At 67.8% G+C, this 11,699-nt stretch carries 9 protein-coding genes; 6 read left to right on the forward strand and 3 right to left on the reverse strand.

From position 1 onward, the window contains the following. Nucleotides 1–37 precede the first annotated feature (37 nt). From AC1D1W_RS02970 to AC1D1W_RS02980, 3 genes are read right to left on the reverse strand one after another with little or no spacing between them, the layout of a single operon-like run. The gene (locus AC1D1W_RS02970) at nucleotides 38–1,495 is read right to left on the reverse strand and encodes an MFS transporter (protein ID WP_279294212.1); all 1,458 of its coding nucleotides are present in this window, start codon (nucleotides 1,493–1,495) and stop codon (nucleotides 38–40) included. Nucleotides 1,496–1,527: 32 nt separating this feature from the next. Continuing rightward, complete coding sequence (locus tag AC1D1W_RS02975) at nucleotides 1,528–3,531, reverse strand: vWA domain-containing protein (protein ID WP_476942888.1); 2,004 nt, start codon at nucleotides 3,529–3,531, stop codon at nucleotides 1,528–1,530. Nucleotides 3,532–3,556: 25 nt separating this feature from the next. After that, complete coding sequence (locus AC1D1W_RS02980) at nucleotides 3,557–4,945, reverse strand: sigma 54-interacting transcriptional regulator (protein WP_476942889.1); 1,389 nt, start codon at nucleotides 4,943–4,945, stop codon at nucleotides 3,557–3,559. Between the two features lie 139 nt (nucleotides 4,946–5,084). On the opposite strand from AC1D1W_RS02980, the gene AC1D1W_RS02985 reads away from it, so the two are divergent. From AC1D1W_RS02985 to AC1D1W_RS03010, 6 genes are all read left to right on the forward strand, one after another. After that, nucleotides 5,085–5,768 (forward strand): MSMEG_4193 family putative phosphomutase, encoded by a 684-nt coding sequence (locus tag AC1D1W_RS02985; protein ID WP_476942890.1) that lies wholly within the window; start codon nucleotides 5,085–5,087, stop codon nucleotides 5,766–5,768. A 13-nt stretch (nucleotides 5,769–5,781) separates the two neighbouring features. Then, nucleotides 5,782–6,483 carry an SCO1664 family protein gene (locus tag AC1D1W_RS02990; protein ID WP_243180918.1) on the forward strand — a complete coding sequence of 234 codons (702 nt, stop codon included), beginning with the start codon at nucleotides 5,782–5,784 and terminating at the stop codon, nucleotides 6,481–6,483. Between the two features lie 150 nt (nucleotides 6,484–6,633). Further along, the gene (gene pdxR, locus AC1D1W_RS02995; RefSeq protein WP_476942891.1) at nucleotides 6,634–8,124 is read left to right on the forward strand and encodes a MocR-like pyridoxine biosynthesis transcription factor PdxR; all 1,491 of its coding nucleotides are present in this window, start codon (nucleotides 6,634–6,636) and stop codon (nucleotides 8,122–8,124) included. A gap of 111 nt (nucleotides 8,125–8,235) precedes the next feature. Further along, nucleotides 8,236–9,321, forward strand: a complete 1,086-nt coding sequence (locus AC1D1W_RS03000) for a sugar phosphate isomerase/epimerase family protein (protein WP_476942892.1) — start codon at nucleotides 8,236–8,238, stop codon at nucleotides 9,319–9,321. Beyond that, nucleotides 9,318–10,628, forward strand: a complete 1,311-nt coding sequence (locus AC1D1W_RS03005) for an MFS transporter (RefSeq protein WP_476942893.1) — start codon at nucleotides 9,318–9,320, stop codon at nucleotides 10,626–10,628. Before AC1D1W_RS03000 ends, AC1D1W_RS03005 begins: the two co-directional genes overlap by 4 nt. Before the next feature lie 214 nt (nucleotides 10,629–10,842). Continuing rightward, complete coding sequence (locus AC1D1W_RS03010) at nucleotides 10,843–11,682, forward strand: hypothetical protein (RefSeq protein WP_476942894.1); 840 nt, start codon at nucleotides 10,843–10,845, stop codon at nucleotides 11,680–11,682. The last annotated feature ends 17 nt before the right edge of the window (nucleotides 11,683–11,699 follow it).

The following is an 11,699-nucleotide window of genomic DNA, read 5'->3' on the forward strand; positions in this document are numbered from 1 at the left end:
CCCCAGCAAGACCCCAAAAGTGACAGCGGAACCGCGGTCATCCGCTGCTGGATGATCCTCGCGCGGCGGCCTGGGTCTGCTTGACGGGTTTCGTCGCGGGCATGCCGATGACGGCGACGACGGTGAGGACGGCGGCGATCATGACGGCCAGGAACACGGCGGATGAGGCCGCCACGATTGTGTGGGGATCCGTGTCGCCGTGCGGGGTGCCGGCGTAGACAGCGTTCGCTATCGCGCCGAAGACGGCGACGCCGATGGAGCTGCCGATCGACCGGGCGAAAAGGTTGGTGCCGGTGACCACGCCGCGCTCGTTCCATTCGACGCTCGTCTGGGCGGCGATCAGGGTCGGTGTCGCGACCAGCCCGAGTCCGAGCCCGACGATGAAGCAGCTGACGGCGACGAGCGCAACGTTGGGGACGGAGGCGGTGACGGCCAGGACTCCCGTGCCGATGACGGTGACCGTGATGCCGATCAGGGCAGTGTTCCGGAACCCGATGCGCAGGTACAGGCGCCCTGACTGGGACGCACTGATCGGCCAGCCGATGGTCAGCGCCGCCAGGGCGAGCCCGGCCACGATCGGGGAGGTCGAGAGGGCTCCTACGAGGAACGTCGGAACGTACGATGTGATGCCCAGCATGACCGCTCCCACGCCGAAAGCGACCAACGCCGTCGTCGCCAGCAGCCGCCGGGACACCACCCACGAAGGCAGGACCGGCTCCGCCGCCCGCCGTTCGACAAGGATAAACGCGACGAACAGGAGGGCACCGCCGGCGAACACTGCGTCGCTGATGCCGGAGTCCCAGGCCCAGGCCTGGCCGCCCTCGAGGGCCCCGAGAATAAGCAGCGTGAGCGAGACAGTGAGCAGCCCCGAGCCCAGATAGTCGACCCGGTGCTTCACGGGCTCGATGTTCTCGTGGAACGACCGGACCAGCATCCATCCGGCCACCAGGCAGAGAGGGATGTTCACGAGGAAAATGCCGCGCCAGATCCCGAGCGAGGCAAACACTCCCCCGAGCGTCGGGCCCACCACTGAGGAGACAGCCCACACGCTCGCCAGGTAGCCCTGCACTTTTGCCCGCTCGGCCAGGGTGTAGATATCGCCGGCGATGGTGATGGCCATCGGCTGGACCGCGCCGGCGCCCAGGCCCTGCACGACGCGGAAGGCGATGAGGGCCGGCATGCTCCAGGCGGCTCCGCACAGGATCGAGCCGAGCAAGAACAGGCCGATTCCGATCAGCATGATCGGCTTGCGGCCGATGGTGTCGGAAAGCTTTGCGTAGACCGGGACGGACACGGCCTGCGCCAGCAGATAGGCGGAGAACAGCCAGGGGAACGACGTGAACCCGCCAATGTCGTGCACGATCGCGGGCACGGCTGTCGCCACCACGGTCGCGTCGATCGCCACCAGGCCGGTGGAGAGCATCAGGGCAATGAGGACGGGTCCGCGTTTGGAGCGGAACCCGACTCCCTCGGCAGGCATGGTGGTCACGTGCATCACTCCCGGTGCGGTCGTCTATTGAGCAGCGTCTATTGGGCCCAGTCGGCGTCGTCGTAGGGGCGTCCGCGGAAGTGGGCGCGGAGGTATTCGCCCACCACGGCCGCGCCCAGGTCCCCGGCCTCGGGCGCCACCACGCGGCCGTCGATGCGGCGGGCCATCCGCTGGATGAACCGCTCCAGGGAAGGGTCGTCGCCGAGCCGGAAGAACGTCGCCTGCGTGCCGGCACGGGCCAGGCGGTCCAGTTCGGCGACCGTCACGCGGATGGTCTCCGGGTCCGGCGGCCAGCAGAACCAGGACTCGCCGTCGGCCAGCAGGTGCGCGGTGGGTTCGCCGTCGGTCACCACGAGGAGGACGGGCTGCATCGAGGGGTGCTGGCGGAAGAACCGGCCGGCCAGCAGCAGACCGTGGTGCAGGTTGGTTCCCTGCTCCCGCAGGGCCGGCAGGGCCGTGAGCTCGCCAATGTCCATGGTCTGCGCGTAGCGGCCGAACGTGATCAGCTGCAGCCGGTCGCCGCGGAACCGGGTTGAGACGAGGTGGTGCAGGGCGAGTGCGGTGCGTTTCATAGGCACCCAGCGTCCCTCGGCGGCCATCGAGAAGGACACGTCCGCAAGCAGGACGACGGCGGCCTGTGTCCGCGCCTCCGTCTCCGTGACTTCGATGTCGCCCACGGCGAGCCGCAGTCCGCGGCCCGGGTCACCGCCGTCGGCGATCGTGCGGCGGATCGCGTTGGTGATGGTGCGGGTGACGTCCCACGGCTCGGCGTCGCCGAACTCCCATTGGCGGCTGGAGCCGGTCTGCTCCCCGGCCGCCCCGGCAACCCGCGTGTCCCGGCGGCCCTGCCGGCCGGAGAGCTGCTTGGCGGTGTCCCGCAACAGCGACCTGCCGAGCCGCCGCATGGCCTGCGGGGACAGCCGGAGATCACCGTCGGCGCCGCGCTGGAGGAAGCCGCCATCCTGCATGGCCCGCTCGATCTCCGCGAGGGTGCGGGCCGACACGGCGGCATTCTGTCCGAGCTGGCGGGCGAGGGCGTCCAGGTCCAGGTCATCAAGGCGTGACCCGCTGTAGGCCTGGGAGAGCTGTTCGGCCAGCTCGTCCAGTTCGGCGATGTCCTGGAKCACGCCGGTGCCGTCGCCGAGTCCGAGTCCTTCCTCGCCCTCGAAGCGTTCGGAGCCGGTCCAGTCCTCGCCGGGGCGCAAAGCCTGCAGGTTGGAATCGAGTTGGCCCAGCTGTGCCATAAGCTCGGGCGAGCCGAACGCCTGGGCGGAGAGCCGCATCAGCTCCTCGCGCTGCTCGGCGGACATGGATTGCAGGAGCCGCTGCGCGGCGGCCGCGCGCTGGGCGAGCGCGTCCACCAGCTCCTCGACCGACTGCGGGTTCTCCGGGAAGAACTGGCTGTGTTTGGCCATGAATTCCTGGAAGTCCGCGTCGGTGTCCTCGCCGCGGCGGTGTTTGCCGAGGAGCCCGTTGAGATCCTGCAGCATCTCGGCCACGGCCGCGCGGTCCTCCTCGGTGGCGCCCTCGAGCGCCTCCTTCATACCGGCGAACCGCTGGTCCAGGAGTTCGCGGCCGAGCAGGTCCTTGATCCGCTCGTAGGCCTCCCGCGCGGTGCTGGACTGCCAGTCATAGGAGGCGAGCTCGTTGACCGCCGCCGCCGTGGAGCGCGGCAGGTTCTGCAGTTGCATCTCCCGGAAGGCGCGGTCGGTGTTATCCATCATGGCGTCGCGGGCTAGTTGTTTGCGCTCCTCCAGCACCGCAGTCTCAAGCAGCTTCTGGACTTCGCTGAGGGTGCCGTCCAGGTTGTGCCGGCCCAGCAGTTCACTGCGCCGCTGCTGGACACGACCGGCGAGGTCGTCGAGGCCTTCCCGGTTCCGGCCGCCGCGGCGCAGGAATTCCCGGAGGGCGTGCCGGGGCGAGTAGCCGGCCATGACGTCCTCGGCGACGGCGTCCAGCGCCTCCGCCAGGTCCACCGGCGGGGCGAGCGGATCCGGTCCTCCCGTGTACCGGCCGTACCTGGACCGGTTGTGAGCGGTCATGAGGCCTCCTTAGCCGTAAAGCTGCCTACCCGTAGATCGTCTCCTCGTCGTCGGACTCCTTGGAGATCCGCCGGGCGAGGTAGAGCCCTTCCAGCGCAAGTTCGACGGCGGCGGCGCGCTGCCCGTCGTTTGTCGCGCCCAGGCGCTCACTGATGTCGTCATAGAGGCTGGATCCGTTGAGGGACGGGAGGTTGTGGAGGAACTCCCGCGCGGTGACCAGTTCCCCTGTGGTGACCGTGGCGTGGCCGTCGAGCGCGGCCACGAGCGGGCCCATGTCCAGGCCGTGGAAGTGGGCCCGGACGGCTTCCGCGGTGGCCATGCGCAGGAGGTGGTCCAGGACGTCCTGTTCCCGGCCTTCCTCACCGGATTCGAACTCGATCTTTCCGGCGAGGACGTCCACGGCGGCGTCCAGGTCGATGATCCGGGCGACGGCCTCGTCCTCGCCGCGCACGCTGGCCCGGCGCAGGGCCGCCGCGGCGACGGTTTCGGCGCCGGCGATGGCGAACCTGGCGGAAACCCCGGAGGTCTGGTTCACCGCCGGCGACTGCCGCAGCGCCCGGGTGTAGCGGGCCAGAATCTCGAGGATGACGGGCGGGACGCCGGCCACCAGCTGCCCCTCCTGCCGGATGACGGCGACCTCGTCGTCGAGCTCGATCGGGTAGTGGGTGCGGATCTCGGCGCCGAAGCGGTCCCGCAGGGGCGTGATGATGCGCCCGCGGTTCGTGTAGTCCTCCGGGTTGGCGGACGCGACCACCAGGACGTCCAGCGGCAGCCGCAGCACGTAGCCGCGGATCTGGATGTCGCGTTCCTCCATCACGTTGAGCATCGAGACCTGGATCCGCTCGGCCAGGTCGGGCAGCTCGTTGATGGCGATGATTCCGCGGTTGGAGCGCGGGACCAGGCCGTAGTGGATGGTTTCCGGGTCCCCGAGACGGCGTCCCTCGGCAACCCGCATCGGGTCGACGTCGCCGATCAGGTCCGCGACGGAGGTGTCCGGCGTCGCGAGTTTTTCGACGTACCGTTCCGAGCGGTGCCTCCACGCCACCCGCAGCCGGTCCCCCTCGGTGAGGGCCAGGGCGCGGGAGTGCTCCGTGATGGGTTCGTACGGGTGTTCGTTCAGTTCCGAGTCCTCGATCACCGGCGACCACTCGTCCAGCAGCCCGGCCAGGGTGCGCAGGAGCCGCGTCTTGCCCTGTCCGCGTTCGCCGAGCAGGACGACGTCGTGGCCGGCGAGCAGGGCCCGCTCGAGCTGGGGCAGGACGGTCCGGCTGAACCCGAACATCCCGGGCCAGGGATCCAGACCGGCAGCAAGGGCCGCGAGCAGGTTGTCGCGGATTTCGCGGCGCAGGTCTTTGTGGACGTGGCCGGCGGCACGCAGTTCACCAACAGTGAAGATATCGGGGCGATCACTCACTCCTCCACCGTAGACCTCTCCCGTGCAGGGAATCGAGGGATTCTTGCAGATTCCTGCGCGTTGGCGTGAAGTGCGGAATACCGCTCTGCAGCTCCCCCACCCTCGCAAGCTCGGGCGGGGACCCCTGCCGCTACGCTTAATGCTGATGACTGCATCAACCGCGCCGGCACCTCCGGCCCCCGCGACCTCACCCGAGCGGCAGGGCACGCTCCTGCTTCTGGTGCGCCACGGGGAAACGCCGACCACGGGCATGGTGCTCCCAGGGCACGCCCCCGGACTGCATCTGTCCGACCGGGGCCGGGCCCAGGCGGAACGGGTCGCAGAACGGCTCGCGGGCTTGTCCGTCGACGCCCTCTATTCCTCCCCGCTGGAGCGCGCCTGCGAAACGGCAGAGCCGACGGCGGCCCGCACGGGACTGGCGGTGGCGCACGACGACGGGCTGCTGGAGTGCGATTTCGGCGAATGGACCGGTGCCGCGATCGCGGACCTGGCGGCCCTGCCCGAGTGGCAGACCGTGCAGCACAGCCCATCCGCCTTCCGTTTCCCGAACGGTGAGAGCTTTCTGGAGATGCAGGCGCGGATCATCGGAGCACTAGAGCCCCTGTGCGCGGCCCACGCCGGGGGTGTAGTGGTCTGCTTCTCCCACGCCGATCCCATCAAGGCCGCCGTCGCCCACGCTCTGGGGACGCCGCTGGACCTTTTCCAAAGGATCGTTATCAGCCCGGGCTCGGTGTCGGCCATCTCGTTTGTGGAGGGGCAGGACCCGGCCGTGTTGATGGTGAATTCGACGTCGGAACCGCTCAGCGGGCTGAGGGCGTCATGAATTGGGGCAGCCGGTGTCCGGCCGGGAGCTGACCCTGCTCGCCGAGGGCCGCGTCGAGTTGCTCGGGCGCATCCCGCGCAGCAGCAACGAGACGTTCCTGGTCCAGGTCTCCTGCGGCGAAGACGAGGGGTACGCGGTCTACAAGCCGGAGGCCGGCGAACGGCCGTTGTCCGATTTCGAGCCCGGACTCTACAAGCGCGAACGCGCCGCCTACCTGCTCAGCGAGTCCCTGTCGTGGGGCCTCGTGCCGCCGACCGTGATCCGCGAGGAAGCCCCGTTGGGGGTCGGGTCGCTGCAGTGGTTCATCGAGTGCGACTTCGGCGAGCACTACTTCACGCTGTTCGAAGACGCCCCAGAGACGCACCGCGACCTGGCCCGCATCGCCCTGTTCGATTACGTCGCCAACAACACGGACCGCAAAAGCGGGCACGTGCTGCGCGGCGACGACGGACGGGTCTGGGGCATCGACCACGGGCTCTGCTTCTCCGCGAGTTTCAAACTCCGCACCGTGATCTGGGACTTCGCCGGCGACCCCATCCCCGATGCCCTGCTCGAGGACATCGCCCCGCTCGCCGAGGCCGCTCCTCCCGAGGTGGCCGAGCTCCTCGACGACGACGAGGTCACCGCCCTGCAGCGCCGCGTCCAGCGCCTGCTGCACGCACGGGTCCTGCCGGTTGACCGCACCGGCATGCGCTACCCGTGGCCGCTGGTTTAGGCACCCGCCCGTCCGGGTGGCTCGGATATGCCGCCGGGAACCGCGGCCTGTCCAACGATCCCGCCATCTGGCGCAACGTCCGGACCGACGGCAGCTGGAATCGGGCCCGTAAAATGGGGCCATGGTGAAATCAGCTCCGCGGTTCGCGGGATGAAGAGCGCTGGCGGCCGACTGCTGGCCGGACTTGAGCTCGACCGCGCAGCGGCTGAGCCTTTGCACCAGCAGCTGTATGCGCAGTTGCGCACCCAGATCCTGACGGGTTCAATGCCGAGCGGAACCCGCTTGCCCTCGACCCGCACGCTCGTCACCGAGCTGGGAGTATCGCGGATCACTGTCGTGTCTGCGTTCGAGCAACTCACTGCTGAGGGCTTCCTGCGCTCACGTGCGGGTGACGGCACGTACGTCGACACCCTGTGGAGCGATGCCGCCCCGCACAGGCCGATGTCCCGGCCGCCGCTGTCCGAACGCGGAGCCGCCACCTCTTCGCGGGGCACCGACCTGTTCAGCGAGGCGCCGCACACGTGGGCGCCGGCAGAGACCGAATCGTTCGTTGCCAGCCAGGTTGCGTCCTCGGCTTTCCCCGCGGCGACCTGGAAGCGCCTGTTGGGGCGCCATGCCGGGCGCACCGATCCGCTTGCGATCGGGTACAGCGATCCCCACGGCTACCGCCCACTGCGGGAAGCGATCGCGGAATACGTCAACGACGTGAGAGCCCTGGGGTGCACGGCGGACCAGGTGGTCGTCACCTCCGGTGCGCAGCAGGCCTTCAACGTGCTGGCGGTTCTCCTGCTCGACGCCGGCGACCCCGTCGTCGTCGAGGACCCGGGGCACATCTCCGGACGGCTCGCCTTCCAGTCCCAGGGCTGTCCTGTCCGAGGCGTCCCCGTCGACGACGAGGGAGCAGTCCTCCCGGACGACGACGCGGCTCCGGCACGCCTGGCCTGTCTGACCCCCGCGCGGCAGCATCCGCTCGGCATTGCGATGAGCCCGGGGCGAAGGGCGGAGTGGATCGCGTGGGCGCAACGAAACGGGAGCTGGATCGTCGAGGACGACTGCGACAGCGAGCTGCGCTACCGCGGGAAATTCCTCCCAACCCTGTTCGGGCTCGATTTGAGCAGGCAGGTGATCACTGTGGGCTCCTTCAGCAAGGTGCTCGCGCCGTCGATCCGCCTCGGATACTGCGTGCTGCCGGAGGACCTGGTGAAGCCGTTCGCATCCGCATCATCGGTCATTGGGCGCCCGCCCGCGATGGTGCTCCAGATKGCCCTCACGGACTTCCTGTCGGAAGGGCATCTGCACGCCCACCTTCGCCGCACCCGGCGTCTCTACGCGGCACGGCAGGACGCCTTGCTCGAAGCGATCGATCACCGGTTGAGCCACAGGATTGAAGCCGCCCCGGTAGACGCTGGCCTGCACGTCATGGGTTGGCTCCGTGAACCGGTCGACGATATCGAGGTAGCCAGGGGACTGGCCGCGGGCCGGGTGTACACCTACCCCCTCGGCGAGTACCGACTCACCCGGCAGCTCCCCCCGGCGCTGCTGATCGGGTTCGCAGGCACCGCGGAGGAGCACATGCCGCAGGCTGTCGGCAGGATGGCCGCCGCGTGGAACCGATGGGAGCGCATCGCCCCAGGTTCCTGAATGGACTTAACAACTGTGGCCTTAATGGACCTTTTTTGCGATCCATTACCGGCGTACAAATGATGAGTGACATTCGCCACCACCCCTGACCCGCCTCCCGAGGAGCCAACGATGCCCCCTGCCGATGCCCAATTTCAGGCGCTCCTAAGATCCCGCCTCAACCAAGAGGAGATCGAGTCCCTGCCCCGCCTGACCGACGAGCTGGCCCGGACCCTGATCGAACGGATCGACCGCGCCCCTCTGTTCGCCCACGCCTACGCCCTCCTTGGCAACCTGACCTACGGCGGGTACGGGCCCGATGATGTGCTCGACTTCGCGCATCGGCACGGCCTGGCCGGCGCCTGCATCCACCTCCTCGACGGCGAGGAGCGGAGCCTGGGCCGGATGAGCGAGAACAGGCTTCGCGAGTTCGCCGACCGCGCGCGCCACCTGAGTCTGGGGATCCACCTCGAAATCAGCACCACCCTGCGCGCGGACGTGGACGAGGTAGTCCGCATCGCGGGGGTCCTCGGCGTCCGGCACATCCGCGTCTACTCGCGCTTCGAGGGCACGCTCTCGCAGGTGATGACACTGATCGAGCAGGACCTGCGCCGGCTCGCCGTGCTCGCAGACGCGCACGATCTGCACTTCTCCTTCGAGCAGCACGAGGAACTGCGCTCCACCGAGATCGCCGAGTTGCTCCGCCGGGTCTCCCATCCGCGCCTGCACGCCATGTTCGATTTCGGGAACATGATCAATGCCTGCGAACGTCCCATGGATGCCCTCTCCGCGCTCGCGCCGCACATCCTGCAGGTGCACCTGAAAGGGGTCCATGTTCTTCCCGAGGGGGACGGCTACGGTCACCGCGGTGTGCTGCAGGGAAGCCCTGAGGACGACTTGCCCGGTGCGCGGATGCTCTTCGAGCTCCTGATGCTCGGCGAGGACGAGCCCCAGGTCATCGCCCTGGCCCTCGAACAGGAAAATCTTTACTACGCTCCCGCCTTCCGCCACGCCGGCGAAGGCGCGGACCCTTTCATCCCGTACCGCGATCTGAGCACTACCGGCATCCCGCCCGGATGGACCCGGGATGAACTGCTCGCTGCAGAACCCGGCTGGGCCGACCACCAGGTGGCCTACGTGAAGGAGCTGCTCGCCTCGCTGCGCGACATCGCCGTCGCACAGCTCGACACAACGAACTCCCTGGCAGGTGCACGATGACCACATTGACTCAGACCCCCGGGAAGTCTACGAACCGCGTCGACTGGAGCAAGTGGATCCGCTTCGCTCTGCTCGTCATGGCGGGCGGCACCATCTACAAGCTCGCCAACCTCAAGGACGCGTTCTACGTCCCCATGCAGGAGGCAATGGGCCTCAGCCACACTGAGATCGGCACCCTCCTGAGCGTCAACTCGATGGTCGCGACGGCGCTCTTCATCGTCGGCGGCTACCTCGCCGATCGTTTCTCCACGCGGATCCTCATCCCGCTCGGACTCGTGGGCACCGGAGCGCTGGGACTGTTCCTCAGCACGTTCCCCGGCTTCAGCACACTCCTGCTCCTGTTCGCGCTGCTCGCCGTGTGCTCGGACTGCCTGGTCTGGCCCGCGTTGCTGAAGAGCATCCGTCAGCTTGGCGGCTCGAAGGAACAGGGGCGGCTCTTTGGCCTCCTCGAGGGCGGTCGCGGTGTCGTCGATACTGCCGTGGCGTTCTCCGCGCTGGGAATTTTCGTCCTGCTCGGTTCGGGTACCGGCGGATTCCGTGCGGCCATTGCCTTCTACGCCATCATTGACGTCGTCGTCGGCRTGCTGTTGTTCCTGCTGCTTCGCAGTCAGCCAAGCAATCAGACAAGCGAGCCGGCGGGCGAGCAGCCCGTGGCGAAGAAGCAGAAGGCCGGCCTCGGCGAAATCTGGCGTGCCGCGAAGCAGCCGCAGCTGTGGTGGGTGAGCTTCACCGTGTTCATGGTGTACGTCGTGTACTGCGGCCTCACCTATTTCATCCCGTATTTGACCTACGTGTACGGGCTGCCTGTCGCGCTGGTCGGCGCCTACGGCATCATCAACCAGTACGGCCTGAAAATCATCGGTGGCCCGATCGGCGGAGTCCTCGCGGACAAGGTGGTCAAGGGTGCGAGCCGGTACATCCGGCTGGCGTTCCTGTGCCTGATCCCGGTGGTGGCGGTGCTGCTGCTCCTCCCGGCCGATCCGGGCAGCCAGATCCCGGCGATGATCGTGACCCTGCTGTTCTCGCTTATCGTCTTCACCATGCGGGGTGTGTTCTGGGCGCCGATGGACGAGGTCGGGATTCCGGAGGAGACCAGCGGCACGGCTTTCGGAATCGCATGCCTGGTCGGCTATGCACCAGGGATGTTCGCTTTCATCGTCTACGGGACAATCCTCGACGCAAATCCGGGAGCCGCCGGTTACCACATCGTGTTCCTCGTGCTCGCGGCCCTCGCCCTCGTGGGAGCGGCCGTGTCCAGCGGGCTCGTGCGAGCCGTCCGGGCCCGACGGGCTGCGGCCGAGGTCTGATCGTTTACCGGACGACGGCGGGGACTTCCCGCCGTCGTCCGCTTCCGTTTTGGTGAGGTGCTGGACAGCGCGGGCCAGCCGCCGTCGGAGGCATGGGTGGCGCCGAACATCTACCGTGAGAAGCGTCTCAAATTATTACGGCGACAGCCGGGAGCCAGTCAGGGCAGGTAAAGTTATCAGTTCGTAACATTATCTGACTGAAATGTGTTTGAAGATGCCTGCAGACTCGACTATCGAAGACAAGCCGAAACAGCTCCTGGGGCTAAGTGGCGCCCAGACTATTGGCTCGGCGTTGGCCGCGGTGACCTCTGCCTTGGTGGGGTCCTTTCTAGGCGTAGCCGGGACCCTTATCGGCGCCGCACTCGGTTCTATCGTTGCCACGGTGGGCGCCGCTCTCTATGCCCGAACACTCAGTTCGGCCGCCAACGTGGCATTGACGAAAATCCCAAAGCGACGCAGGGGCGGACTGCCCGCTGACGACGGCGAAGTACTGGCCGCCAACGCTCCGGCCGAGAGCGACGAACCTCGAGCCAAACGGCTGAAGAGGCAGTTCACCCCAAAGACCTGGATCAAGATCGGGGCAGTCAGCGCTGCCGCATTCGTTATCGCGATGGTCGGTGTCACTGCGGTCGAATTCGGAACCAACAAGCCCATCTCCAGCCTTGTCTCGTCGGCGTCGAGCATCGAGGGCGGTGCGACCGGACCCACGACGACGCTGGGCACAGCACTGAGCGGCACCCCGACTGCCCCGGACAAAACGGACGCATCCACCAAGGACGTGAAGGAAGGACCTGGGCAAGTTGAGCAATTGCCTGCGAAGGTCGAGGAAGGCGCCAACAAAGTAGATGGCCAGACCACGGACGGTAGCCCCAGTGGCGCGGACAGCGGCTCGGCCGGAACCGCAGTGCCGGGAGCCGGCGCACCAAGCGACAGCACGCCAGCGGACGTCGCCCCCGAAACCGGCCAGAGCCCGGAGCCCGCCCCCGCAACCGAACCGACCCCGCAGCCCGAGGTGTCCTCGGATTCGGGATCGGCCGAGCAGCCCGCACCGTAATGGCGATGATGGGGATC

It is taken from the genome of Arthrobacter sp. P1_B4, assembly GCF_056406555.1.